General features: G+C 71.8%; 22 protein-coding genes. 17 read left to right on the top strand and 5 right to left on the bottom strand.

What is annotated here, in order from left to right; translation table 11 throughout:
* Nucleotides 1-51 precede the first annotated feature (51 nt).
* A complete protein-coding gene (ddaH, locus tag AB0N80_RS00830) occupies nucleotides 52-930 on the top strand; it encodes a dimethylargininase (protein ID WP_363576971.1) in 879 nt (292 codons plus the stop codon).
* On the top strand, nucleotides 927-2144 hold the full coding sequence (rocD, locus tag AB0N80_RS00825) for an ornithine--oxo-acid transaminase (protein ID WP_315994410.1): 1218 nt from the start codon (nucleotides 927-929) through the stop codon (nucleotides 2142-2144). Before ddaH ends, rocD begins: the two co-directional genes overlap by 4 nt.
* A gap of 85 nt (nucleotides 2145-2229) precedes the next feature.
* On the opposite strand, the gene AB0N80_RS00820 is transcribed toward rocD, so the two are convergent.
* Nucleotides 2230-3780 carry a molybdopterin-dependent oxidoreductase gene (locus AB0N80_RS00820; protein ID WP_363576969.1) on the bottom strand — a complete coding sequence of 517 codons (1551 nt, stop codon included), beginning with the start codon at nucleotides 3778-3780 and terminating at the stop codon, nucleotides 2230-2232.
* A gap of 118 nt (nucleotides 3781-3898) precedes the next feature.
* Between AB0N80_RS00820 and AB0N80_RS00815 the strand changes: the two genes are divergently transcribed.
* The 5 genes from AB0N80_RS00815 (at nucleotide 3899) to AB0N80_RS00795 (ending at nucleotide 9575) form a co-directional block, all read left to right on the top strand.
* Nucleotides 3899-5068: an alpha/beta fold hydrolase gene (locus tag AB0N80_RS00815; protein WP_315994412.1), complete on the top strand. Its 1170-nt coding sequence runs from the start codon at nucleotides 3899-3901 to the stop codon at nucleotides 5066-5068.
* 91 nt (nucleotides 5069-5159) lie between these two features.
* Complete coding sequence (locus AB0N80_RS00810; RefSeq protein ID WP_363576966.1) at nucleotides 5160-6206, top strand: acyl-CoA dehydrogenase; 1047 nt, start codon at nucleotides 5160-5162, stop codon at nucleotides 6204-6206.
* Nucleotides 6203-7597 (top strand): bifunctional PIG-L family deacetylase/class I SAM-dependent methyltransferase, encoded by a 1395-nt coding sequence (locus AB0N80_RS00805; RefSeq protein WP_363576964.1) that lies wholly within the window; start codon nucleotides 6203-6205, stop codon nucleotides 7595-7597. Before AB0N80_RS00810 ends, AB0N80_RS00805 begins: the two co-directional genes overlap by 4 nt.
* Nucleotides 7594-8313 carry a glycosyltransferase gene (locus tag AB0N80_RS00800; protein WP_315994415.1) on the top strand — a complete coding sequence of 240 codons (720 nt, stop codon included), beginning with the start codon at nucleotides 7594-7596 and terminating at the stop codon, nucleotides 8311-8313. The genes AB0N80_RS00805 and AB0N80_RS00800 overlap by 4 nt, the downstream gene beginning before the upstream one ends.
* A gap of 86 nt (nucleotides 8314-8399) precedes the next feature.
* Nucleotides 8400-9575 carry a zinc-dependent alcohol dehydrogenase gene (locus tag AB0N80_RS00795; protein WP_315994416.1) on the top strand — a complete coding sequence of 392 codons (1176 nt, stop codon included), beginning with the start codon at nucleotides 8400-8402 and terminating at the stop codon, nucleotides 9573-9575.
* A gap of 96 nt (nucleotides 9576-9671) precedes the next feature.
* On the opposite strand, the gene AB0N80_RS00790 is transcribed toward AB0N80_RS00795, so the two are convergent.
* On the bottom strand, nucleotides 9672-10895 hold the full coding sequence (locus AB0N80_RS00790; RefSeq protein WP_363576962.1) for a carbamoyl-phosphate synthase large subunit: 1224 nt from the start codon (nucleotides 10893-10895) through the stop codon (nucleotides 9672-9674).
* Between the two features lie 118 nt (nucleotides 10896-11013).
* Here AB0N80_RS00790 and AB0N80_RS00785 point away from each other — a divergent pair, with 118 nt between their 5' ends.
* From AB0N80_RS00785 to AB0N80_RS00775, 3 genes are read left to right on the top strand one after another with little or no spacing between them, the layout of a single operon-like run.
* Nucleotides 11014-12825, top strand: coding sequence for a circularly permuted type 2 ATP-grasp protein (locus AB0N80_RS00785; protein ID WP_363576960.1), 1812 nt, complete (start codon nucleotides 11014-11016; stop codon nucleotides 12823-12825).
* Nucleotides 12819-13751: an alpha-E domain-containing protein gene (locus AB0N80_RS00780; RefSeq protein WP_315994419.1), complete on the top strand. Its 933-nt coding sequence runs from the start codon at nucleotides 12819-12821 to the stop codon at nucleotides 13749-13751. Before AB0N80_RS00785 ends, AB0N80_RS00780 begins: the two co-directional genes overlap by 7 nt.
* 46 nt (nucleotides 13752-13797) lie before the next feature.
* Complete coding sequence (locus tag AB0N80_RS00775) at nucleotides 13798-14643, top strand: transglutaminase family protein (protein ID WP_315994420.1); 846 nt, start codon at nucleotides 13798-13800, stop codon at nucleotides 14641-14643.
* A gap of 22 nt (nucleotides 14644-14665) precedes the next feature.
* Here the strand turns inward: AB0N80_RS00775 and AB0N80_RS00770 are convergent, their stop codons facing one another.
* Entirely contained in the window at nucleotides 14666-15277 is a 612-nt protein-coding gene (locus AB0N80_RS00770; protein ID WP_315994421.1) for a helix-turn-helix domain-containing protein, read from the bottom strand.
* A gap of 72 nt (nucleotides 15278-15349) precedes the next feature.
* On the opposite strand from AB0N80_RS00770, the gene AB0N80_RS00765 reads away from it, so the two are divergent.
* Nucleotides 15350-16822, top strand: coding sequence for an MDR family MFS transporter (locus AB0N80_RS00765; protein WP_363576957.1), 1473 nt, complete (start codon nucleotides 15350-15352; stop codon nucleotides 16820-16822).
* Between the two features lie 21 nt (nucleotides 16823-16843).
* Here the strand turns inward: AB0N80_RS00765 and AB0N80_RS00760 are convergent, their stop codons facing one another.
* Nucleotides 16844-17854 carry a LacI family DNA-binding transcriptional regulator gene (locus tag AB0N80_RS00760; RefSeq protein WP_363389065.1) on the bottom strand — a complete coding sequence of 337 codons (1011 nt, stop codon included), beginning with the start codon at nucleotides 17852-17854 and terminating at the stop codon, nucleotides 16844-16846.
* Between the two features lie 144 nt (nucleotides 17855-17998).
* On the opposite strand from AB0N80_RS00760, the gene AB0N80_RS00755 reads away from it, so the two are divergent.
* From AB0N80_RS00755 to rhaS, 4 genes are read left to right on the top strand one after another with little or no spacing between them, the layout of a single operon-like run.
* Nucleotides 17999-19531 carry a sugar ABC transporter ATP-binding protein gene (locus AB0N80_RS00755; RefSeq protein ID WP_363576955.1) on the top strand — a complete coding sequence of 511 codons (1533 nt, stop codon included), beginning with the start codon at nucleotides 17999-18001 and terminating at the stop codon, nucleotides 19529-19531.
* A 52-nt stretch (nucleotides 19532-19583) separates the two neighbouring features.
* Nucleotides 19584-20618 (top strand): ABC transporter permease, encoded by a 1035-nt coding sequence (locus AB0N80_RS00750; protein ID WP_315994425.1) that lies wholly within the window; start codon nucleotides 19584-19586, stop codon nucleotides 20616-20618.
* Nucleotides 20615-21679, top strand: a complete 1065-nt coding sequence (locus tag AB0N80_RS00745) for an ABC transporter permease (protein WP_363576953.1) — start codon at nucleotides 20615-20617, stop codon at nucleotides 21677-21679. The genes AB0N80_RS00750 and AB0N80_RS00745 overlap by 4 nt, the downstream gene beginning before the upstream one ends.
* Nucleotides 21680-21716: 37 nt before the next feature.
* Nucleotides 21717-22757: a rhamnose ABC transporter substrate-binding protein gene (gene rhaS, locus AB0N80_RS00740; RefSeq protein ID WP_315994427.1), complete on the top strand. Its 1041-nt coding sequence runs from the start codon at nucleotides 21717-21719 to the stop codon at nucleotides 22755-22757.
* Nucleotides 22758-23230: 473 nt separating this feature from the next.
* Here rhaS and AB0N80_RS00735 read toward each other — a convergent pair whose 3' ends face one another.
* On the bottom strand, nucleotides 23231-24229 hold the full coding sequence (locus AB0N80_RS00735; protein ID WP_363576951.1) for a LacI family DNA-binding transcriptional regulator: 999 nt from the start codon (nucleotides 24227-24229) through the stop codon (nucleotides 23231-23233).
* Nucleotides 24230-24315: 86 nt separating this feature from the next.
* On the opposite strand from AB0N80_RS00735, the gene AB0N80_RS00730 reads away from it, so the two are divergent.
* Nucleotides 24316-24735: an L-rhamnose mutarotase gene (locus AB0N80_RS00730; RefSeq protein WP_315994429.1), complete on the top strand. Its 420-nt coding sequence runs from the start codon at nucleotides 24316-24318 to the stop codon at nucleotides 24733-24735.
* Nucleotides 24732-25898 carry an L-rhamnose isomerase gene (gene rhaI / locus AB0N80_RS00725; protein ID WP_363389079.1) on the top strand — a complete coding sequence of 389 codons (1167 nt, stop codon included), beginning with the start codon at nucleotides 24732-24734 and terminating at the stop codon, nucleotides 25896-25898. Before AB0N80_RS00730 ends, rhaI begins: the two co-directional genes overlap by 4 nt.
* Nucleotides 25899-25924: the final 26 nt, after the last annotated feature.

The following is a 25924-nucleotide window of genomic DNA, read 5'->3' as shown; positions in this document are numbered from 1 at the left end:
CCACCGAGCCCCAGGACAGCGTCCGCCGCACCTTTCCTCCGAGGAGCAGAGATGTCCGCTACCCCCGCCACCGCCACCGAGGCGACGACCGAGCGCGTCCAGCAGCACCGCCGGTACCTCATGTGCAAGCCCTCGCACTTCACGGTGAGCTACAGCATCAACCCGTGGATGGAGCCCTCGCGTCCCACCGACACGGATCTCGCCGTGCAGCAGTGGCAGGCGCTCTACGACACCTACATCGAGCTCGGTCACGAGATCGACCTGATCGACCCGCTCGAGGGGCTGCCCGACATGGTCTACACGGCCAACGGCGGGTTCGTCATCGACGGGGTCGCGTACGGCCCCAAGTTCCGCTTCCGCGAGCGGGCCGCCGAGGCGCCCGCGTTCATCGAGTGGTTCGCCGCCAACGGCTTCGAGGTCGCCGAGCCCGTCGAGGTCAACGAGGGCGAGGGCGACTTCCTGCTCGTCGGCGACACGATCCTCGCGGGCACCGGCTTCCGTTCGACGGGCGACAGCCACCGCGAGGTCGGCGAGGTGTTCTCGCGCGAGGTCGTGTCGCTGACGCTCACCGACCCGCGGTTCTACCACCTCGACACCGCGCTCGCCGTGCTCGACCCGGTCGAGGGCCCCGGCGGCGTCGACAAGGCGAACATCGCGTACCTTCCGAACGCCTTCGACGAGCACAGCCAGGCGATCCTGCGCGAGCGCTTCCCCGACGCCATCCGGGTCTCGGATGCCGACGGCTCGGTGTTCGGTCTCAACTCCGCCAGCGACGGAAAAAACGTCATCATCTCGCCGCGCGCGAAGGGCTTCGAGGCGCAGCTGCGCGAGCGCGGGTACACGCCCGTGCTCGTGGATCTGTCCGAGCTGCTGCTCGGCGGCGGCGGGATCAAGTGCTGCACGCTCGAACTGCGCGGGGGCACCCGATGAGCACCGCCGTCGACGACCTCGGCGCGCAGCTCATCGCCGCCGAGGGGGCGCACCTCGCACACAACTACCACCCGCTGCCGGTCGTCGCCGCGCGCGCCGAGGGCGTCTGGGTCACGGACGTCGAGGGCAAGCGCTACCTCGACCTGCTGTCGGCGTACTCCGCGCTGAACTTCGGCCACGGACACCCGGCGATCCTCGCCGCCGCCCGCGAGCAGCTCGACCGGCTGACGCTCACGAGCCGCGCGTTCCACAACGACAAGCTCGGCCCCTTCGCCACGGCGCTCGCGCAGTTGTGCGGCAAAGACCTGGTCCTGCCGATGAACACCGGAGCCGAGGCCGTCGAGACCGGCATCAAGGTGGCGCGCGCCTGGGGCTACCGCACGAAGGGCATCGCCGCGGACGCCGCGACCATCATCGTCGCCACCGGCAACTTCCACGGTCGCACCACGACGATCGTCGGTTTCAGCGACGACCCCACCGCGCACGACGACTTCGGCCCGTACGCGCCCGGTTTCGTCCACGTGCCCTACGGAGACGCGGATGCCATCGCCGCCGCGATCGACGAGAACACAGCCGCGGTGCTCCTCGAGCCCATCCAGGGCGAGGCCGGCGTCGTCGTCCCGCCGGAAGGCTTCCTCCGTCGCGTGCGCGAGATCTGCACGGAGAACGACGTGCTCTTCATCGCCGACGAGATCCAGTCGGGTCTCGGCCGCGTCGGAGAGACGTTCGCGTGCGACCGAGAGGGCGTCGTGCCCGACGTGTACCTCCTCGGAAAGGCGCTGGGCGGCGGCATCCTGCCGGTGTCGGCGGTCGTCGCGAACGAGGACGTCCTCGGCGTCATCCGTCCCGGCGAACACGGCTCGACGTTCGGCGGAAATCCGCTGGCCGCGGCCGTCGGCTTGCGCGTGGTCGAGATGCTGGCATCCGGGGAGTTCCAGACCCGCGCGAAGGCGCTGGGCGCGCACCTCGAGCAGAACCTGCGGACGCTCGTGGGCCAGGGCGTCACGGCCGTGCGCATCGCGGGGCTGTGGGCCGGTGTCGACATCGACCCCGCCGTGGGCACCGGTCGCGAGATCGCGGAGAAGTTGCTGGCCCGCGGCGTCCTGGTGAAGGACACGCACGGCCAGACGATCCGCATCGCGCCGCCGCTCACGATCCGCGCGACCGAACTCGATTGGGCCGTCGAGCAGCTCAAGCACGTGCTGGCGGCCTGACCGCACCCGCTCTCGCGTGAGGTGTCGGATTTCGTCTCTTCGGAGTCCGCTCCGGCGACGAATCCCGGAATCTCGCGCGTGAGCGTCACGCGACCGAGATCGTCGCCTCGTCCCAGCCGGTCGCGCCGTCGGGGGCGGGAGGGGCCTGGTCGGACGTCTGCGTGCTGCCGTCGGCCGAGATGGCGCGGCAGCGCGCGGTGTGCAGGCCGCTCGTCGCCTCCCACGGCAGGCTCCACTGCACCCACGTGTCGGCGGAGATGGCCGTCGCCAGCGTCGCCGGCTGCCACGGGCCGTCGTCGACCTGCACCTCGACACCGGCGACGCCGACGTGGTTGTGCCAGGCGACCCCGGCGATGACGGTCGAGCCGGGCTCCACGCGTGCACCCGCGCGGGGGACGTCGATGCGCGACTGCAGCTTCACCGGTCCGCGCTCCGACCATCCGCGCGGGGTCCAGTACCCCTCGGCGCGGTCGAAGCGCGTGACCTCGAGCTCGCTCACCCATTTCGTCGCGGAGACGTAGCCGTAGAGTCCTGGCACGACCATGCGCACCGGGAAGCCGTGCTCGATCGGCAGCGGTTCGCCGTTCATGCCGATCGCGAGCAGCGCGTCGCGGTCGTCGGTGAGCGCCTCCAGGGGACTGGATGCCGTGAACCCGTCGACGGAGCGCGAGAGAACCATGTCGGCCTCGGCGGTCGGCTTCGCCCGCGCGAGGATGTCGCGGATCGGCACGCCGAGCCACCGCGCGGTGCCGATGAGAGAGCCGCCGACCTCGTTCGAGACGCAGACCAGGGTGGCCACGGTCTCCTTCTGGGGGAGGGCGACGAGGTCGTCCCAGCGCAGCACCACCTCCTGCTCGACGAGGCCGTGCACGCGCAGCGTCCAGGTCGCGGGATCGACCTGGGGCACGACGAGGGCGGTGTCGATGCGGTAGAAGTCCGCCGACGGCGTGATGACGGGGGAGAGGCCGTCGATGCCGAGGTCGGCGGCATCCGGAACCGTGGTCGTGGTCGCGGGCTGCGGCAGGCGCAGGGCGGAACGCACGGCGCTGATCGCCCGCGCGCCGCCGCTCAGCGCCACCGAACCGAAGGCGGCGAGGGCGCCGGCCATGACGGCGACGCCCGAGAGGGCGAGCACGCCGCGACGGGTGACCCCCTCGTCCGCGCGCGGATCGGCGACGGGCCGCCGGGGCGGACGACGGAGGCGGCCGACCAGCAGGGCGCCCACGACCGCCGCCCCCGCTCCCGCGATGAGCGACGGCACCGGAGACAGCAGCCCCGCATCGGCGCGCGTCAGCGACACGACGGCGCCGAGCGCGCCGAGACCCGCGAGCACCACCCGGCCCCACGGCGGACGACGGTTCTCGAGCGCGCCGGCCACCCCGGCGACCACCAGCAGCAGGACGGCGATGCCGACCAGCAGCGCGGCCTTGTCGCCCGTGCCGAACAGGTCGATGGCCAGGTCCTTCGCCCACGCGGGGGCGAGATCGATCATCGCGCCCCCGATGACCGCGAAGGGACTCGCGGAAGGGGCGACGAGCGCCGCGGCGAGCTCGCCGAGACCCGCCCCGAGCACGGTCGCGGCGATCCCCGCGACGACGGCCGGGAGATCGCGCAGGCGGGAGGGAGCGGGGGTCACCTTCGGAGCCTAGGGAGCGCCGACCGCGCCGGTGCCGCCGGGGGCGGAACTCACAGCCAACCGGAACCGTCCGCGCGCATCCGGGCCCACCCACGCTCCGCAGCGGTAGCGTTCCCCCATGCGTGAGAGCCTGCGGCACGTCCGGCGCCCGGCGGCCGAGGGCACGCCCGCCTTCGACCTGGCGTACGTACGGACGGGACCGCGCGGCGCGACCCCTGTCGTGATCATCCCCGGGGGCCCGGGACTGGCGTCGGTCCTGCCGTACCGCGGCCTGCGGCGACGGGCGGCCGGCGGCGGGCTCGATGTGATCATGATCGAGCACCGCGGCATCGGGCGCTCCCGCCGCGACCTCGACGCCCGCCCGCTCCCTCCCGCGGCGATGCGCATCACCGCCGTGCTCGACGACGTCGCGGCGGTGCTCGACGCGGAGGGCGTCGATCGGGCGGTGATCGTCGGCTCCTCCTACGGCAGCTACCTCGCGATGGCGTTCGGGGCGCGGCATCCGGAACGGGTCGCGTCGATGCTGCTCGACTCCGCTCTGCAGTCGGCCCACGACATCGACATCGAGCGCGCTGCCGTTCGAGGATTGTTCTGGGATGCCGACGACGACATGGCCCGCGGGGTGCGGCGTCTCGTGACGGCGGGGGTCTCGGAGCGCATCGTGCTCGACGTCGTCCGCGCCGCGTACGAGCTCGGCGGGACCGACCTCGTCCACCCGCTCGTGCGTCACGAGCCCGGTCTCGCGTGGCGGGCGCTGACCGCCTACGCCACGCGCGACGCGGAGATCGCCGACATCCCGCGCATCTACGAGTTCGACCTCGTGGGCACGATCGCCTTCCGCGAGTTGGGCTACGGGGGCACCCTCGACGGGCATCCGCTGGACCCGGTGCGCACCTACCTGCCCCTCGCCTCGCGCTACCCCGCCTTCGCGGGAGAGCCGTACGACCTGCTCGAGGCCGTGCGCGGGTTCGACTGGCCGCTCGTCGTGCTCTCAGGCGATCGCGACCTGCGCACCCCGGCCGCGATCGCCGAGCGGGTGGTCGCGTCGGCTCCGGATGCCACCCTCGTGCGCCTCCACAACGGTCACAGCGCCCTCGACACCCATCCGATGGCACTCCTGAACGCCATCCGGCGGCTCGTGCGCGGGCAGCAGGCGGCTCTCCCCGGCGATGAGCCGGCGCTCGACCGGCTGCCGCGCACCGGTGTGTCGGCGTCGTTCCCGTCGCTTCTCGTGCAGATCGCGCGGCTGGACGCCCTGGTCCGCCGCCGCGTGCTCCGCCGCCGCTGAGCCGCGGCGCCGACGAGCGGCATCCGCTGTCCGTCGGCGGGTCGGTGTCAAGGCTCTGTCGTGAAACGTTCCCCGCGCCGAGGGTGGGTCGGTGACAGACGGCGACCATCCCCGCTTCCCCCTGCTCCTCGCGCCCGGCGCGGTCGATCTCGACGGCGTCCGTGAGGCTCTCGAGCGGGCGGATGCCGTGGAGACCCTCGGCACCGATCTCGCCGCCACGCTCGCCTGGGCGACCGGGGTCCCCCGGCCGCGGTCGCTCGCGGCGACCTGGGAGCTGCTCGCCGGGGTCGCCGCCCGCGACGTCGCCGCGGCCCGCATGCTCGAGCCGCATCTCGATGCCCTCGCCATCCTCGACGAGGCGGCCGCCGACGGGATCGTGCTCGACACCGAAACGGACGGTTCGTGGGGGGTCTTCGCGGCCGAGGGGCCGGGCGCGCGCCTCGAGGCGCGACGGGATGCCGGCACCTGGACCCTGCACGGGACGAAGCCCTGGTGCTCCCTTGCCGCCGACCTCGACCACGCGCTCGTCACGGCCTGGGTCGACGACGACCACCGGCAGCTCTTCGCGCTCGACCTGCGCGGCCCGGCCGTGTCGGCGCGCTCGGGACCGTGGCACGCCCGGGGCCTCGACCGGGTCGTGAGCGCCCCGATCGACGTCGACGGCGCGATCGCCGTCCCCGTCGGCGATCCGGGCTGGTACCTGCGCCGACCCGGATTCGCGCACGGCGGGGTCGGTGTCGCGGCGTGCTGGTGGGGAGGGGCGATGCCCCTGCGCGACGCGCTCGCCGCGGCGGCCGCGGGGGAGCGGGCCGATCAGCTCTCGCGCGTGCACCTGGGACGCGCCGATGCGGCCCTGTGGGCGGCGCGCGCCGTCCTGGTGGAGACGGCGACGGTGTTCGACGGCGGCGGGTCGGCATCCCCGGGTCTGCGCGCCACCCGCGCGCGCACGGTCGTCGTCGACGCCGTCGAGCAGACGATCGCCGCGGCCGCGCACGCCCTCGGACCGGCGCCGCTCGTCGCCGACGAGGCGCACGCCCGGCGGGTGGCCGACCTCCAGGTGTACGTGCGTCAGCATCACGCCGAGCGGGACCTCGCCCGCATCGGGTCCGACGTCGCCGCGGGGGACGGAGGGTGGTGAGCTTCGACCACCGCGATCCGGGGACCGCCGAGAGCGTGTGGAGCCCCGCCCTGCGGCGCGAGCTCCCGGCGCTCGCCCTCGACGTGGACCGGGTCATCGTCGTGGCCGCGCATCCCGACGACGAGACCCTCGGCGCCGCCGGCGTGATCGCGACGGCCGCCGCCCGCGGCATCCCGGTCGACCTCCTCGTCGTGACCGACGGCGAGGGGTCGCACCCCGACTCGCCCACGCACAGCCCCGCGACCCTCGCCCTGGCCCGCCGCCGCGAACTGCGGGAGGCCGCGTCGATCGTGGGGATCGAGAGCGAGCCGGTGTTCCTCGGACTCCCCGACGGCGGCACCGACGACCACCGCGACGCGATCGCCGCGGCGGTGCTGCGCGCGGTCGACCGTGAGCCCTCCGACCGGGTGCTCGTGCTCTCGCCGTGGCGCGGGGACGGACACCGCGACCACCGGGTGGTCGGCGAGATCGTGGAGGACGTGTGCGCGGCGCGCGGGGTGCGTTCGCGCTCCTTCCCGATCTGGCTCTGGCACTGGGGCGGCGTCGACGACGTGCCGTGGGAGCGCGCGGAGCGCCTCGCCCTCGACGCGGCGGCTCGGGATGCCAAGACCCGCGCCCTCGACACGCACGCGAGTCAGCTCCAGGCGTTGTCGCCCGCGCCCGGCGACGAGCCGATGGTGCACGCGGGCATGCGCGCGCACTTCGAGCGCGACGGCGAGGTGTTCTTCGCCCCGGAGCCCGTCGCAGAACCGACCGCGCGGGACGCGGTGGCGATGCCCGCCGCGCCCTCCGTCGGGCAGGACTACTTCGACGACATGTACGCGCGCCACGACGATCCGTGGGGGTTCGATTCGCGCTGGTACGAGCACCGCAAACGCGCAGCGCTGCTCGCGGCGCTTCCGCGCCGGCGCTACCGGGCGGTGTTCGAGGCCGGCTGCGCGACGGGCGCGCTCACCGCCGAGCTCGCCGATCGCGCGGACCGCGTCATCGCCGTCGACCTCGCCCCCGCTGCGCTCGAGCGCGCCCGCGCGCGCCTCGCCGACCGTCGGAACGTCGAGCTGCGGAGAGCGACGCTGCCCGCCGACTGGCCGGAGGGGGCGTTCGAGCTCATCGTGCTGTCGGAGGTGGCGTACTACTGGGCGGGCGACGACCTCGAGCGGGGGCTCGCGGCGGCCGTGTCGACGCTGAGCGCCGACGGGCACCTCGTCGCCTGCCACTGGCGGCATCCGGTCGCCGAATACCCGCGGAGCGGCGACGAGGTGCACGCCGCGATCGGCGCCCGACCCGACCTCGTGCGCCTCGTGCGGCACGAGGAAGAGGACTTCCTGCTCGAGGTGTTCGGGCGAGCGGGTGCCCGATCGGTCGCGGCCGAGGCGGGCCTGCTCGCGTGACGGCGCTGGCGGTGGTCATCCCGGCCCACGACGAGGAGGCGCTGATCGGTCGGTGCCTGGCCTCGGTCGAGCGGGCGGTGGCGCACGCGCGCGAGCGGGACCCCGGGCTGTCGGCGGTGGTCGTGGTCGCCCTGGACGCCTGCACCGACACCACGGCGGCGCAGGTGCGGCGCCGCGGGATCGAGGCGGTCGAGCTCACGGCGCGGCGCGTGGGCACCGCCCGCCGCCTCGGCGTCGAGCGGGCTCTGAGCCTTCTCGGGAGCGACCCGGCGCACACCTGGATCGCGATGACGGATGCCGACACCACGGTGCCCCGCGACTGGATCACGCACCAGCTCGAGCTGATGGATGCCGGTGTCGATCTCATCCTGGGCACGGTGCGTCCCGACTTCGCCGATCTCAGCGCGCGGCATGCGGCGTACTGGCGTGCGACGCACCGGCGCGGTGAACCCGCCGGCAACGTGCACGGCGCCAACCTCGGCGTGCGCGCGAGCGTCTATGCGCGGGCCGGCGGGATCCCCGATCTGGCCGAGCACGAGGACGTCGCCCTGGTCCGCGCGGTGCGGGCCATCGGGGCGACGGTGCGCGCGAGCGACACCCACGAGGTCGAGACGTCGGGGCGGTTCACGGGACGCACCCCGGCGGGATACGCCGCGTTCCTGCGCCGTGTGCACGCGTGGGTGGACTCCCCACCACTGGCCGAGACCGGCGCCTGACCCACGAGGCGGGGGTTCGTCAACCACCTCGGCGGTCTTCCGGTCTCGCTGCAGACTAGCCGTCCCCCGGAACGAGAGGCATCACCATGAAGGCACTGACCTGGCAGGGCACCCGCAACGTGAGCGTCGAGGAGGTCCCCGACCCCGAGATCCTCGAGCCGACCGACGCGATCGTGAAGATCACCTCCACGGCGATCTGCGGCTCCGACCTGCACCTCTACGAGCTCTTCGGCCCCTTCATCGACAAGGGAGACGTGCTCGGCCACGAGCCCATGGGCGTCGTCGTCGAGGTCGGCTCGGCCGTGACGAACCTCGCGGTCGGCGACCGCATCGTCGTCCCCTTCAACATCTCGTGCGGGCACTGCTTCATGTGCCGCCGCGGTCTGCAGTCGCAGTGCGAGACCACGCAGGTGCGCGAGTACGGCAGCGGCGCGGCGCTCTTCGGCTACACCAAGCTCTACGGGCAGGTCCCCGGCGGTCAGGCCGAGTACCTGCGCGTGCCGCTGGCCGACTACAACCACATCCGCGTCGGCGACGACCTGCCCGACGACCGCTACCTGTTCCTCAGCGACATCGTGCCCACCGCCTGGCAGGGCGTGAAGTACGCGAACGTCCCCGAGGGCGGCACGCTCGCGGTGATGGGTCTCGGCCCGGTGGGGCAGTTCGCCGCACGCATCGGCGTGCATCTGGGCTACCGGGTGCTCGCGATCGAGCCCGAGCCGGAGCGCCGCGCGATGGCCGAGCGCCACGGCATCCTGACCTACGACCTGACCGACACCGTCGTCGACGAGCTCATCGACCTCACCGAGGGACGCGGGGCGGACGGCGTGGTGGATGCCGTCGGCATGGAGGCCCACGGCAACGGCGGCATCAAGCTCGCGCAGAACGCCGTCGGGCTGCTCCCCGACGCCCTCGCGCAGAAGCTCATGGACAAGGCCGGCCTCGACCGCCTCGCCGCGGTCTACGCCTCGATCGACCTGGTGCGCCGCGGCGGCACGGTGTCGCTGAGCGGGGTGTACGCCGGCGAGGCCGACATCCTGCCCATGAAGACGATGTTCGACAAGCAGCTGAACCTGCGCATGGGCCAGTGCAACGTCAAGCGCTGGATCGATGACCTGCTGCCGCTCGTCGAGGACTCCGCCGACCCCCTCGGCGTGATGGATCTGGTCACCCACCACGCCCCGCTGGAGGACGCTCCCGGTCTCTACGAGACGTTCCAGAAGAAGGAGGACGGCTGCATCAAGGTGGTGCTCCGCCCCTGATCCCGGGCGCGCGAGTCGCCAGGATCTGTCGCCCTGAACGCACCGGAAGCGACGATTCCTGGCGACTCGCGCGTACGTATCGCGGATGCCGGAGGGTCAGACCCGACCGGCGTGCACCGCCTCGAGCGCCTCGGCGTCCGCCGGGGTCATCCCCTCGATCGGCTCGCCGTTCCACACGATGTCGTCGCCGAGGGCCGCGAGGATCTCCTTGCGATCGCCGTGCGAGATCTTGGCGCCGTGGACGATGGTCGCGGGACTCCACAGCATCGCGGCGTCGTCCCACCACCCCGCGCCCACGTCACGGACGTGCAGCAGGTCGTGCAGCGTCTTCGGCAGGTGCTTCAGCGGCTCCGTGAACGCGTCGGCGAGCACGGCGAGGGTGATCTGCCGCTCCGTGCCGGGCACGGCCACGACCGGCTCGGCGAGCTCGCCCTGGATGGCCTTCGACACGTCGTCGGCCTCGAGCAGGATGACGCCGTTCGTCGGCCGCGGGTTGCACTCGATGATCTTGTAGTCGGGGGCCGCGGCGCTGCCGTGGTCGACGAAGTCGAACGAGATCTGTCCGGTGAAGCCCGGGTCGAGGGTGTCGACGAGCTGCTGCGTGTAGCGGAGCGTGTCGGTGCTGTCGACGGCGATGAACGCGATCGCGGTGGAATGCGCCCACTGCTCGGCGGCCTTGTACGTGGTGTGCGCCTGGACCTTGCCGTCGACGACGACGCTGTAGGTGCACACCATCGGTCCATCGACGAAGGGCTGCACGAGCCACGGCTGCTCGGGCGTGGGGACGCACTCGTCGACCGGGATCTTGCCCGCGAGCGGACCGGTGTTGGTCAGCAGGCCGACGCCGCCGCGCGAGAACGCCGCGCGGGCGAAGTAGCGCGGGAACGAGGCGATCGCCTCGCGCAGCTCCTCGGGCGAGATGACGACCACCGTCTCGGGGATGGGCACCGCGGCATCCTGAGCCAGGCGCTGGAAGCTCGCCTTGTCGTGCAGGCGCGCCAGATCGGCGAAACTGCCGGCGTACAGGCGCACGCCCGGGGGAAGGTCGGCCACGCGGGCGGCGAGGTAGAAGACCTCCTCGAACGTGGGGATGATCACGTCGATGTCGTGCTTCTCGACGTAGTCGCTCACCGCGGCGATGAAGGCGTCGGTCTCGAACCGCGGCGACGGGGTGGCGAGGTGCCCGGAGAGGAAGCGCGAGTGGTTGCCCACGGCGCCGTCGTAGGTGTCGCTCGCGAACACCGTGTGTCCGACGCTGCCGAGCTTGCGGATCAGGTCGAGGGCGAAGGTGTTACGGGAACTGGTGACGAGCACGCGCATGGAGGCACCCCTGGTCGTTGCGGCGGACGGTGGGCGTCACTCTATCCATCGGCTGTGCGGACGTGGGAGAGGTGTGGGGGAAACGTTCCCGCAACACGGTGCTGAGTAGAGTCTCAGCATGGGTGACCTGTTCGACGGTTACGGCTCCACGCTGGCGCCGCGCAAGACCGCATCCGGCATCCCGGCGTACGACGAGATGTTCGGCGTCCCGGCCTCGCCCGGAGACGCCGCCCCCTCTCGCGAGGCGTACCGGGAGCTCTACCAGACGCTCGCGCAGATGACCCAGGAGGAGCTGCGCGGCCGCACTGAGTCTCTGGCGAGCTCGTACCTGGCGCAGGGCGTCACGTTCGACTTCGCGGGCGAGGAGCGGCCCTTCCCCCTGGATGCCGTGCCCCGGGTCATCGCCTACGACGAGTGGTCGCGCATCGAGGCGGGCGTGAAGCAGCGGGTGCGCGCCCTCGAGGCCTTCCTCGACGACGCCTACGGCAATCAGCACTGCGTGCGCGACGGCATCCTGCCCGCGGGTCTCATCTCGTCGTCGCAGTACTTCTACCGCCAGGCCGCCGGCATCCGCAGTGCCAACGGCGTGCGCATCCAGGTGTCGGGCATCGACCTCATCCGCGACGAGCACGGCGAGATGCGCGTGCTCGAAGACAACGTGCGCGTGCCCTCGGGTGTCTCATACGTCATCTCCAACCGTCGGGTCATGGCGCAGACGCTGCCCGAGCTGTTCGTGTCGATGCGCGTCCGCCCCGTCGGCGACTACCCGAACAAGCTCCTCGCCGCGCTCAAGGCGTCGGCCCCGCCCGGGATCGACGACCCGAACATCGTCGTGCTCACCCCGGGTGTCTACAACTCGGCGTACTTCGAGCACACGCTGCTCGCGCGTCTGATGGGCGTCGAGCTCGTCGAGGGACGCGACCTGCTGTGCATCGGCGGCAAGGTCTTCATGCGCACCACGCGCGGACCGCAGCGCGTCGACGTCATCTACCGCCGCGTCGACGACGACTTCCTCGACCCGCTGCAGTTCCGCGCCGACTCGATGCTCGGCGCCCCCGGCCTCATGCTCGCGGCGCGCCTGGGCAATGTCACCATCGCCAATGCCGTGGGCAACGGCGTCGCCGACGACAAGCTGCTCTACACGTACGTGCCGGATCTCATCCGCTACTACCTCGCGGAGGAGCCGATCCTCAAGAACGTCGACACCTGGCGGCTGGAAGACCCGGGCGCGCTCGAAGAGGTGCTCGATCGCCTGCCCGAGCTCGTCGTCAAGCCGGTCGACGGCTCCGGCGGCAAGGGGCTCGTCGTGGGCCCCGACGCCTCGCCGGCCGAGCTCGACGCGCTGCGCAAACGCCTGCTCGCCGATCCCCGCGGCTGGATCGCGCAGCCGGTCGTCATGCTCTCGACCATCCCGACGCTGGTGGAGAACGGGATGCGACCGCGGCACGCCGACCTGCGTCCCTTCGCCGTCAACGACGGCGACGACATCTGGGTGCTGCCCGGCGGCCTGACCCGCGTGGCCCTCCCCGAGGGTCAGCTCGTGGTCAACTCGAGCCAGGGCGGTGGCTCGAAGGACACATGGGTGGTCGGCGGATCCGCGCCGTCTCACGTCGAGTACGGCCAGGGCAACGGCGTCTCGGGTCTCGTCGCCGACCAGGCGGCGGTGACCGAGGCGATCCCGATCATCTACGACGGTCAGCCCGCGCCCACCACCTCCCCGCGCGACCCGCGCCCGGGCTCCGGCAAGGAGCAGCAGGAACAGCAGCAGCAGGATGCCGGGGTGCAGCACGGCCCGCAGGCGGAGCAGCAGCAGCAGGCGCGCGAGGGGGTACCGGACCCTTCGACACGCTCAGGGTCCTCGGTGCGCCCAGGGTCCTCTGTGCGCTCGGCCGCGCCCGCTGGTGACGGAGGGGAGCGGGGATCATGCTGAGCCGCATCGCGGAGAGTCTGTTCTGGATCGGGCGCTACATCGAGCGCAGCGACGGCACCGCGCGCATCCTCGACGTGCACCTGCAGCTGCTGCTCGAGGATCCCTGGATAGACGAGGACACCGCGTGCCGGTCGCTGTTGAGCGTGATGGGCTCGGCCTGGCCCGAGAACGTCGACTCAGTGCGCCGCGACGACGTGCTGGCCCGCCTCGCGGTCGACCGCATGAACCCGTCGAGCATCGCCTACTCGCTCACCGCGGCCCGCGAGAACGCCCGCCGCGCGCGCGAGATCGTCTCGACCGAGCTGTGGGAGATCCTCAACACCACGAATTCGCGGATGCCGCGGCGGCTGCAGACCGACAAGGTGCACGAGTTCTTCCAGTGGGTGCGCGAACGCGCCGCCCTGGCGATCGGCATCGTCGATTCGTCCACCAACCGCGACGAGGCGTGGCAGTTCTTCACCCTCGGCCGCAGCATCGAGCGCACCGACATGACGGCCCGCCTGCTCGCGACCCGGTCGCTCACCGAGGTGTCGGGGCCGTCGTGGACCACGATCCTTCGGTCGTGCGGCGCCTACGAGGCCTACCTGCGCACCTATCGAGGCATGCCGAGCGCCCGCAACGCGGCGGAGTTCCTGCTGCTCGACCGCCTGTTCCCGCGCTCGATCATCTACTCGATCCAGCGGGCCGAGGACTGCATGAGCGCGATCGACCCGCGCGCCGACCGTGTCGGGCACTCCAACACCGTGCTGCGGGCCCTCGGTCAGATCCGCAACGACCTCGAGTACCGGCCGGTCAGCGACGTGCTCACCGACCTGCCGGAGCACATGCAGCGCGTGCAGACGGTCACGCGCGAGGCGTCGGAGGCGATCCGCTCGCGGTTCTTCCCGACGCAGGCCGAGCCGAGCTGGATCGGGGAGATCTCATGATGGATGCCATGACCGCGGCGATCGCGACGACCCCGGGGGGTCTGCGATGAAGCGCCTGCGCATCGAGCACCAGACCGGCTTCGTGTACCCGGGCGACGTCGTCGCCTCGTACAACGAGGCGCGCATGCTCCCGCACTCCACCGACAGCCAGTTCGTGCTGAGCTCGTCGCTCGACATCGAGCCCTCCACCTCGGTCAACCAGTACGTCGACTACTTCGGCACGCGGGTCGCGGCGTTCGACGTCCTCTCGCCGCATGCCGCGCTCACGATCACGGCGCGCTCCTTGGTCGAGGTGCGCCCTCGACCGATCGAGCACGCCGACATCACGTGGGAGCAGCTCGCCGCCGAGGCGGACCGATCGATCTCGACGGTGGAGCAGTTGTCGCAGACCCGCCGCACCACCCCGCACGCCGAGGTGGCCGAACTGGCGCGGTCCATCGCCGCCCAACACGACCGTCCCGGCCCGGCCGCGCACGCCATCGCCGAGGCGATCGGGAACGCGATCGAGTACATGCAGGGCGTCACGGGCGTGACCTCCACGGCGATCGACGCGTGGGAGGCCCGTAAGGGCGTGTGCCAGGACATCGCGCACGTCGCCATCGGAGCGCTGCGCGAGGTCGGCATCCCGGCCCGGTACGTCTCGGGCTACCTGCACCCGAAGCCGTCCGCGGAGGTCGGCGAGGCGGTCACGGGCGAGTCGCACGCGTGGGTCGAGTGGTTCGCGGGCGACTGGCAGGGCTTCGACCCCACGAACAACATCGAGATCGGCGACCGTCACGTGCTCGTCGGTCGCGGCCGCGACTACAACGACGTCCCTCCGCTGCGCGGCGTCTACGCCGGCCCCGGCAAAAGCAACCTCAAGGTGAAGGTGACGATCACGCGCGAGACGTGACCGCCGCGGTCGTGTCGGCGAGTCAGACGGCGTCCGTCAGCCGGGCCCGCACCTCGCGGTGCAGACCTTCGAGCGTGCTCGCCTCGCCGCGGTCGTAGCGGCGCGCCCACTCGTCGAGGGTCGTCCGCATCTCGAGGCCGGCCACTCCGAGGGCCGTGCGCACGTCGAGCTCGGCGAGCCCGACCCGTTCGGCGATCTCGGGGACGAAGCGGTCGGCCGAGGTGACCTCCCGGCGCACGGCGGCGCCGAGCAGGGCGGGCTCGTGGGCGATGAGTCGCCGCACGCGTAGGTACCGTTCGCGCGCCTGGGCGTCGGCATCCAGGAGCTGGAGTTCACGGGCGAAGACGTCGCGCAGAGCCGAGAGGAGGGCGCGGATGCCGTCGCCGGCGTCGCCGACCCCCGCGAGGGCGTCGGCGAAGCGGCCGTCGTCGATGAAGACCGCGTCTTCCTTCGTGCCGGCGAGGCGGAAGAACGTGCGTGCGGACACGCCCGCGCGCGCGGCGATCTCGTCGACCGTCGTGCCCTGCACCCCCTTCTGCTCGAAGAGGTCGAGAGCGGCGGCGCAGATCTCGACGGCGGTCTCGCGGCGGCGGCGGTCGCGCAGGCCCTCGACGGGGGCCGCGGGAGTGCTCATGTCCGATACAGTAGTCCATGTCTTATTGGCAGTAACTGCCAACTTGTCGGAACCTGCTCAGATTGGTCGCCCATGGTCTCCACCGGAACCGTCCCCACCACCGCCACGCCGCCCGGCAGGAGCGGCGTCCGCCCCGGTGCGGTCATCGCCCTCCTCGTGGTCGCCGCCTTCGTCGTCATCCTGAACGAGACGATCATGGGCGTCGCCCTGCCCGAGCTGATGCGCGAGCTCGACATCGCCGCCGCCACCGCGCAGTGGCTCACCACGGCCTTCCTGCTCACGATGGCCGTGGTCATCCCCACCACCGGCTTCCTCATCCAGCGCTTCCCGCTCCGCACGCTCTTCTTCACCGCGATGGGGCTGTTCACCCTCGGCACGGTCGTCGCCGCCGTCGCGCCGGGCTTCGGTGTGCTGCTGCTCGGGCGCATCGTCCAGGCGTCGGGCACGGCGATCATGATCCCGCTGCTGTTCACGACGGTGCTCAACGTCGTCCCCGCCCACCGGCGCGGGCGCATGATGGGCCTGATCTCGATCGTCATCTCGGTGGCCCCGGCCGTGGGGCCGACCGTGTCGGGACTCATCCTGTCGGTCTTCCCCTGGCGTGCGATGTTCGTCGTCATGGTGCCGATCGCCCTCGTCGCGATCGCGCTCGGCGCCCGCTGGGTGCAGAACCTCACCGAGACCCGGCGCGTCGCCCTCGACGTGCTCTCGGTGGTGCTGTCGGCCCTCGCCTTCGGCGGCATCATCTTCGGACTCTCCAGCATCGGCGAGGCCGCCGGCGGACACGCCCTCGTGCCCGTGTGGATCCCGCTCGTGGTCGGTGCGGTCGCGCTCGCCGCCTTCGTCGTCCGGCAGGTGCGGCTCGGCGCGACCGAACGCGTCCTGCTGAACCTCGCCGTCTTCCGCCACTCGACCTTCACCGTGGCCGTGATCCTGGTCGTCGTCGCCATGACCACCCTCTTCGGCGTGCTCATCCTGCTGCCGCTGTACCTGCAGAACGTCCTGGGCCTGGGAACCCTCCCCACCGGCCTCATGCTGCTGCCGGGCGGACTGCTCATGGGTCTCATGGCGCCGATCGTCGGCAACCTCTTCGACCGCTTCGGCGCGCGCCCGCTGGTGCTCCCGGGCGCGGTCGTCGCGAGCGTCGCGCTGTGGGGCTTCGCGACGCTCTCGGCCACGACGCCGATCGGCTTCGTCATCGCCGTGCACTGCGTCCTCAGCCTGGGCCTGGCGTTCATGTTCACCCCGCTCATGACCTCGGCGCTCGGCTCGCTGCCGCGTGCGCTCTACCCGCACGGCTCCGCGATCGTGTCCACCGTGCAGCAACTCGCGGGAGCGGCGGGCACCGCGGTGTTCGTGACCCTCATGACCGTCGGCGCCGCGTCGGCGGCCGGCGGGGGAGCGGGTGCCGTGGATGCGACGGCCTCCGGCATCCACACCGCCTTCTTCGTCGCGGCGTGCCTGTCGATCGCGGTGGTCGTGCTCGCGGCGTTCGTGCGGACGCCGAAGCAGGCCGAGGCCGTGGAGGGGATGCCGGCGCACTGACGCCGGCGCGGGGGCGTCGGGCTACGGCGCCCCCGTGGACGCTCGGGCGACGAGCTCCGGCGCGAACACCGTCTGCCGCGTCGGGCGCCCGGGATCGTCGGCCTCGTCGAGCAGGATGCGCATCGCCGTCCCCCCGATGAGCGCGCTCGGCTGGCGGACGGAGGTGAGCGGCACGGCCGCCGCGGCGGCGAAGGGGATGTCGTCGAAGCCGACGACGGCGATCTCGTCCGGCACGAGCATGCGGCCGTCGACGACCAGGCCCTGGAGGAGTCCGAGGGCGAGGAGGTCGTTGGCGGCGAAGACCGCGTCGGGGCGATCGGCGCGGTCGCGGGCCAGGAGCCGCCGCCCGGCGGCCACTCCTTCGTCGACCGTGAGCGCGTGGGTGGGGACGACCTCGAGCGTGGCGGGGTGGGCGCTGTTCTCGACCGCGCTGCGGGCTCCGGCGAGACGGTCCGTGACCTGACGGATGTCGAAGGAGCCGCCGACGAAGGCGATCCGGCGACGACCGCGCGAGAGCAGGTGCTCGGCCGCCAGTCGTCCACCGGCCACGCTGTCGACCGAGACCGACGAGAAGCGTCCGTCGCCGGAGAAGCGGTCGATCAGCACCGACGGGATGCCGCGGGCGCGAAGCCGCGTGAGTCGCGCGGTGACGTCGCCGAACGGCGCGATGAGCAGGCCCCGCACCATCTGCTGCTCGAACAGGTCGATGTACAGCGTCTCGCGGGCGGCGTCCTCGTCGCTGTTGCCGTGCAGGACGGCGAGACCGCGCGCGGTGGCCTCGTGCTCGGCGCCGCCCACGACGTCGGCGAAGAAGGGGTTGCGGCCGTCGAGTGCCACGAAGCCGACGGTCGTGCTCACTCCCGCGCGCAGTTGGCGCGCCGCGTCGTTGCGCACGTAGCCGAGCTGCTCGATCGCACTGTTGACGCGTTCGACCGACGAGGCGGAGACGGCGTCGGGGCGGTTGAGCACGTTCGAGACGGTCCCGACCGACACGCCCGCCAGGGTCGCGACATCGCGGATGCTCACCGACACGGCGCCTCCTCACGTCACGATCCGGTCTCGACGCGATCCCGACTTGACCACGTCGTCGGGCTCACCCTACAGTGACTGGCATCCGATCTGAAACGTTTCAGATTCGACCCGGGAAACCGGACCGACCCTCAATGAGGAGGCCGCATGGCTGACGCGATGGACGCGACCCACGCCCCGTCCGACCACGCCCTCGAGCTGCGCCGCGTGATGAAGTCCTTCGGCCCCGTGGTGGCCCTGCGGTCGGGGAGCCTCGTGCTCGACCGTGGTTCGATCCACGCGCTGATCGGCGAGAACGGCGCGGGCAAGTCGACGCTCGTGAAGATCATCGCGGGCCTCTACCGTCGCGACGACGGCGACTTCCTGCTCGACGGCGAGAGCGTCGATTTCGTCAGCACCGCCCAGTCGAAGGCCGCGGGGATCGCGGTCATCTACCAGGAGCCGACGCTGTTCCCCGACCTGTCGGTCACCGAGAACATCTTCATGGGCCGCCAGCCCACCGGCCGTCTCGGACGCATCGACCGCGCCGCGATGCGCGAGGAGGCGACGCAGATCTTCGCCCGCCTGGGCGTCGCCCTCGATCCCGATCGGGTGACCGAGGGGCTCTCGATCGCCGACCAGCAGATCATCGAGATCGCCAAGGCCATCTCGCTCGACGCTCGGGTGCTGATCATGGACGAGCCCACCGCGGCGCTCAGCGGCGTCGAGGTCGAGCGGTTGTTCGCGGTGGCGCGGAGCCTGCGCGACGAGGGCCGCGCCCTGCTGTTCATCTCGCACCGCTTCGACGAGGTCTTTGCCCTGTGCGACACCGTGACCGTCATGCGCGACGGGGCATACGTCCACACGACGCCCCTGGCCGACACGACGGTCGACGACCTCGTGCGGCAGATGGTCGGCCGCGACGTGACCGAGCTCTTCCCGAAGCTGCCGTCCACCCCCGGCGAGGTCGTGCTCGAGGTCGAGGGGCTCACCCGCAAGGGCGTCTTCCGCGACATCTCGTTCACGCTGCGCGCCGGCGAGATTGTCGGTCTCGCCGGACTCGTCGGCGCCGGGCGCAGCGAGGTCGCCCGCGCGATCTTCGGCGTCGACCCCTACGAATCGGGCACCGTGCGCCTCGCCGGCAGCGTGCTGCCGAAGAACGCCGTGCGTCAGGCGACGGCACGCGGCCTCGCGCTCGTGCCCGAAGACCGCCGCAAGCAGGGGCTCGTCCTCGACGAGGGCGTCTCGCGCAACATCACCCTCGCGATCCGACAGAAGCTCTCGCGCTGGGGACTCCTGCGCAGCTCCGATGAGAACCGCGCGGCGCGCGAATGGGCGAGCCGCCTCGAGGTCAAGACGGCGGCCCTGGATGCCACGACGGGAACGCTCAGCGGCGGCAACCAGCAGAAGGTCGTCATCGGCAAGTGGCTCGCGACGCAGCCCAAGGTGCTGATCGTCGACGAGCCCACCCGCGGCATCGACGTCGGAACCAAGAGCGAGGTGCATCGCCTCCTCTCCGAGCTCGCGCAGCAGGGCCTCGCGATCCTCATGATCTCGAGCGAACTGCCCGAGGTCCTCGGCATGGCCGACCGCGTCCTCGTCATGCGCGAAGGACGACTGACGGGGGAGTTCGCGCGAGCGGATGCCACCCCCGAGGCCGTCATGTTCGCCGCGACCGCCGAGGCGGGGGCATCGCTGTGAGCGCGGCATCCTTCCTCCCCGTCCCGACCACCCCTGAAGCGGAGAGCCTCCGATGAGCACCGCCACCCCCGTCCGTCCGGGCACCAGCCCCGCGGCGAAGCTCGTCTCGCACGTCGCCACGGCGCGCGAGAGCGGCATCGTCCTCGCGCTCGTGCTGATCATCGTCGTGGCGACGCTGAACAACCCGACGTTCCTCTTCTCGCCCGACGGCTTCCGCGACCTGCTGCTCACGCCGTCGCTGCTGCTGCTCGTCGCCGTCGGGCAGGCGATCGTCATCATCACGCGCAACGTCGACCTGTCGGTCGGCTCGGTCGTGGGGCTGACCGCCTACCTCACCGGGCGCCTCTTCATCGACGTGCCCGGGCTGCCGCTGGTGGTCGTCTTCCTCGCGGGCATCGTGGTCGGCGGCATCCTGGGCTTCGTCAACGGCGCGCTCGTCGCCTACGCGAAGGTGCCCGCGCTGGTCATCACCCTCGGCACGATGTACATCTACCGCGGGATCAACGTCGCGTGGGCGGGGAGCAACCGCGTCAACGCCTCCGACCTGCCCGCCGACTTCCGCGGGCTCGGGACGGGCCAGATCCTCGGCATCCCGATCCTGACGATCCTCGCCGTCGTGGTGCTGATCGTCGCGGCCTGGTACCTGCGCAACCTCCGCAGCGGGCGCGAGCTGTACGCGATCGGGTCCGACCCGGCCGCCGCCCACCTGTACGGCCTCAAGGTGAACCGCCGCATCATCGGCGCGTTCGTCACCAGCGGCGCCCTCGCCGGTCTCGCGGGCGTGCTCTACGCCGCCCGGTACGGCACCGTCGCCTCCAACGCCGGTTTCGGCTGGGAGCTGCAGGCGATCGGGGCGGCCGTCATCGGCGGCGTCGCGATCTCGGGCGGCGTCGGCACCGTCTGGGGTGCGGCCATCGGCGCCTACCTGCTCCTCACGATCAACCGCGCGCTGCCGATCCTCGGCATCGACGACTTCTGGCAGCGCGCCGTGGTCGGCGCGCTCATCCTCGGCGCCATCGTGCTCGACCGCGTGCTGGCCGTCCGGCAGTCCCGCAAGCTCACCGCAGAGAGGGAGACGGGTCGATGACCTCCACCACCGTCGGCGAACGCGCCCGCACCTACCGCGCGCACGGACGCCCGTTCTGGCGTCGCGCCCTGCTCACGCGCGAGGCCGCCATCATCGGCATCCTGCTGCTCGTGATCGTCGTCTCGCTGGCGACCGTGCGCAACTTCGACAGCCCGCTCACCGTCACGTACCTGCTGCGCGACATCGCACCGATCCTGTTGATCGCGCTGCCGATGACGCTCATCATCATCACCGAGGAGATCGACCTCTCGGTCGCGAGCATCGTCGGTCTCTCCAGCGTCACCGTCGGCGTCCTCACGCAGGCGGGCTGGCCGTTCGAGGTCGCCGCCCTCGCGGCGATCGTCGTGGGCCTGGTGGCCGGGGCGATCAACGGCTTCCTCGTGACGGTCGTGGGACTGCCCTCGCTCGCCGTCACGATCGGGACGCTCGCGCTCTTCCGCGGCATCGCCGTGGGCCTCCTCGGCACCGAGGCGGTCACGGAGTTCCCCGAAACCTGGACCGACCTCGCCAAGGCGAACATCCCCGGAACGCCCCTGCCGCTGATCATGATCCCGTTCGCGGTGCTCGCGATCGTGTTCGCCGTGCTGCTGCACCTCACCCCGTTCGGGCGGTCGCTGTACGCGATCGGCCTCAACAAGGAGGCCGCGCAGTTCTCCGGCATCGACGTGGCCCGCACGAAGTTCGTCCTGTTCGTGCTCAGCGGCACGGTCTCGGGCTTCGCGGGGGTCTACTTCACCCTGCTCTACAGCAACGCCCGCGGCGAGAACGCCATGGGCATGGAGCTGCAGATCATCGCCGCAGTGCTGCTGGGCGGCGTGTCGATCTTCGGCGGCCGCGGCGCCCTCCACGGCGTGATCGCCGGCGTGCTGCTCATCGGCACCCTCGGCAGCGCGCTGCGGCTCGCGGGGGTGACGAGCGACATCATCAACGTCATCACCGGCGTGCTCCTCGTGCTCTCCGTCGTGTCGGCCAGCCTGCTCGCCTGGGTGCAATCCCGCCGAGCGGCCGCCCTCGGCAAGCGCAGGAACGCGCGTGCCTCCGCCCCCGCCGCCACCGTCTGACCTGCTCACCACACCCGCATCACGAAAGGAAACAACGATGTTCGCATTCACGCGCAAGACCCGCGTCGGCACCGCTGCCGCCGCTCTCGCCCTGGCGGTCACCCTCGTCGCCACCGGCTGCTCCGGCGGCTCCGGCGGAGGCTCCGGTTCTGGGGGCGACGGGGGCAATCTCGCGATCACCTTCCTGCCGAAGAACCTCGGCAACCCGTACTTCGAGACCTCGAACAAGGGCGGCGAGGAGGCCATCGGCGAGTTCGGCGGCACCTTCGAGCAGGTCGGTCCGAGCGAGGCGACGCCCACGTCGCAGGTGCAGTACATCCAGACCGCGGCTCAGCAGGGCGTGGGCGGCCTCGTCATCTCGGCGAACGACCCCTCGGCCATCTGCGACGCGCTCGACGAGGCACGCAGCGCCGGCGTCAAGGTCGTCACGTTCGACTCCGACACCGACGCGAAGTGCCGCGACCTCTTCATCAACCAGGCGACCGCCGAGGGCATCGCCAAGGTGCAGGTCGACCTCGTCGCGAAGCAGATCGGCGACGCCGGTCAGGTGGCGATCCTGTCGGCCGCGGCCAACGCGACGAACCAGAACGCCTGGATCGAGCTCATGAAGGCGGACTTCGCCGCCAACCACCCGAACATCGAGCTCGTCGACGTCGTCTACGGCGACGATGACGACCAGACCTCGTTCGACCGCACCGCGGCCCTGCTGCAGACGTACCCGAACCTCAAGGGCATCGTCTCGCCGACCACCGTCGGCATCGCCGCCGCCGGTCGCTACCTCTCGACCTCGGAGTACAAGGGCAAGGTCGCGCTGACCGGTCTCGGCACGCCCAACCAGCTCCGCGAGTACGTGCAGGACGGCACCATCACCGCGTTCGCCCTGTGGAACCCCGCCGACCTCGGCTACCTGTCGGCGTACGCGACCAAGGCGCTGATCGACGGCACCATCACGGGCAAGGAGGGCGACTCCTTCGAGGCGGGCAAGCTCGGCGAGTTCACCGTCGGCGCCGACGCCACGGTCCTCCTCGGTGACCCCTACGTGTTCGACTCCTCGAACATCGCGGACTTCGACTTCTGAGTCGACGCCCCGCACCGGCCCCGGCCGCCCTCGTGGCGGTCGGGGCGTCGGCGTTCCGGGGGCGTCGGTGTTCCTGGGTGTCGGTGTTCCGGGACGTCGGCGTTCCGGGTCCGAGGTCGGCCCCGGGCCTCGGCGGTTCCGCGGCTTCCCCGCCCCGCGGCGGCCGGCCCCGCGAGCGTCCGCGAATCCCGGATGCCGTGGAGGCGGTCTCCGGGTGTCTCAGACACTCGACCGGGGGGGGGGGGCTTCCCGTTGAGTGTCCAGAACGTGCCGCGTCCGCGGGGCGGTGCACGGCGTGTTCTGGACGCTCAACGGTGGGAGCGGAGGCGCCTGACGGGGCGGGCCGACCGGCTCGCGGGAGCGCACCCGGCCCGCGGGACGGGACGGACGGACCGGCTCGCGGGAGCGCACCTGGCCGCGCGACGGGACGGACGGACCGGCTCGCGGGAACGCACCCGGCCCGCGCGACGGCGCTAGCGGCTCGACGCCCGCACGACGAGCTCGGGTCGGAAGCGCACCTGGCGCTCGGCGGGGTCGAGCTCGCCGTCGAGCTGGCGCAGCAGCAGATCGACGGCGGTCGAGCCGATCTCCTCGGCGGGCTGACGCACCGAGGTGAGCGGCACGACGGTGGCGGCGGCGAAGTCGATGTCGTCGTATCCGACGAGGGCGATGTCGTCGGGCACGCGGATGTCGCCGAGCATCGTGAGCGCCTGCAGCACCCCGACGGCGAGCAGGTCGTTGGCGGCGAAGACGGCGTCGGGGCGGTCGGAGCGCTCGCGCAGCCCCTCACCGGCCGCGCGGCCGGCGAGGACCGTCATGGCGGCCGTCTCGATGATCTCCAGCGTGGCGCCCTCGACCTCCGCGACCGCGCGGCGCGCGCCGGTGAGGCGGTCGGCGACCTGGCGGGTGGCGAGGGGGCCGGCGACGAAGGCGATGCGTCGCCGCCCCTGCGCGAGCAGGTGGGCGACGGCGAGGTGGCCGCCCTCGACGTCGTCGACCGAGACGGTGCACACCTCGCCCGCGGTGGCCTGTTCGTCGACGAGCACGACCGGGATGCCGGCCGACGCCAGGTGCTCCACGACGTCGCCGTCGGCGTCGGCCGGGGTGAGCAGCACGCCCGCGACGCGCTGCTCGCGGAACTGGTCGAGGTAGAGGCGCTCGTGGTCGCCGTCCGCACCGCTCGAGCCGAGCAGCACGATGTACCCGTCGGCGGCGGCGCGGGCCTCGGCCCCGCGCGCCACGGCGGCGAAGAAGGGGTTGCCGACGTCGAGCACGATGAGCGCGAGCGATCGGCTGCGTCCCGCCCGCAGCTGCCGGGCGGCGTCGTTGCGGACGTAGCCGAGGGCGTCGATCGCGGCGCGGACGCGCTCGACGGCGGCGGGCGAGACGGTCGCGCGACCGTTCAGCACGTTCGAGACGGTCCCCACCGAGACACCCGCGTGCGCCGCGACGTCCTTGATCTTCACCGGCATGATCCGTTGACGATATCGCACCGTCCGACGCGCTGTGGTATCGTGCGATGAAACGATTCATTCTCGAGGGAGAGAAGACCCACCCCATGTCCGCACAGACCACGCGCGTCTGCTTCGAACTCCGTGTCCACCCGGAGCGGGTCGACGAGTACGTCGCCCGCCACACCCCGGTCCGCGCCGACATGCTCGCCGAGATCGCCGCAGCCGGTCGTCGCAACTACTCCCTCTTCCTCGGTGCGGGCGGACGCCTCATCGGCTACTACGAGACCGACGACGACGCGGCCGCGCAGGCCTATCTCGCCGCGTCCCCGGTCGCAGCCGCATGGGAGGCCGAGATGGCCCCCTTCTTCCTCGGCCTCGACGGGCGCCCCGACCAGGCGGCGACCACGCTCACCGAGGTGTTCCACCTCGCCGACCAGCTCGCCGCGGCCGCGCCCGCGGCATCCGTTCCCTCCGTCAACGCCGAGTCCTCGGCATCCGCCCCGACCGAAAGCACCCGCCCATGACGACGCTGTCTCCCGAGATCCTCTCCACCCTCGAAGGCCAGGCCATCGAGCTGCCCTCGTGGGCGTTCGGCAACTCCGGCACGCGCTTCCGCGTGTTCCCCACCGCCGGGACGCCCCGCGATCCGTTCGAGAAGATCGCGGATGCCGCCGAGGTCAACCGCCTGACGGCGCTCGCCCCCTCGGTGGCCCTGCACATCCCGTGGGATCTCGTCGACGACTTCTCGGCCCTCCGCCGCCACGCCGAGGACCTCGGCGTGAAGCTCGGCACGGTGAACTCGAACACCTTCCAGGACGAGGACTACAAGTTCGGCGCCCTCACCCACCACGACGAGCGCATCCGCCGCAAAGCCATCGACCACCACCTCGCCTGCATCGACGTCATGGATGCCACGGGCTCGCGCGACCTGAAGATCTGGCTCGCCGAGGGCTCGAACTACCCCGGCCAGAACGACATGCGCGGCCGCCAGGACCGCCTGCAGGACTCGCTGCAGCAGATCTACGCGCGCCTCGGCGACGACCAGCGTCTCGTGCTGGAGTACAAGTTCTTCGAGCCGTCGTTCTACCACACCGATGTTCCCGACTGGGGGACCTCCTACGCCCAGGTCGCCTCGCTCGGCGACAAGGCGATGGTGTGCCTCGACACCGGTCACCACGCGCCGGGCACGAACATCGAGTTCATCGTCATGCAGCTCCTGCGCCTCGGAAAGCTCGGTTCGTTCGACTTCAACTCGCGCTTCTACGCCGACGACGACCTCATCGTGGGCGCGGCCGACCCGTTCCAGCTGTTCCGCATCCTCACCGAGGTCGTGCGCGGCGGGGGCCTGAACAACCCCGACGTGGCCTTCATGCTCGACCAGTGCCACAACATCGAGGACAAGATCCCCGGGCAGATCCGCTCGGTGCTGAACGTGCAGGAGATGACGGCGCGCGCGCTCCTCATCGACCGTGCCGCTCTGGATGCCGCGCAGCAGGCGAACGACGTGCTCGGCGCCAACGCGGTGCTCATGGACGCCTTCTACACCGACGTGCGCCCGGCCCTCGCCGAGTGGCGTGAGTCGCGCGGGCTTCCCGCCGACCCGATGGCCGCGTTCGCGGCATCCGGCTACCTGCCCCGCATCGCCGAGGAGCGCGTCGGCGGCACCCAGGCCGGCTGGGGCGCCTGATCGACTCCCGGGGCGGCGCGTCACCC

It is taken from the genome of Microbacterium sp. NPDC089188, from assembly GCF_040685155.1.
GTDB classification, from domain to species: domain Bacteria; phylum Actinomycetota; class Actinomycetes; order Actinomycetales; family Microbacteriaceae; genus Microbacterium; species Microbacterium galbum.
This window is presented reverse-complemented; position numbering and strand designations above follow the sequence as displayed.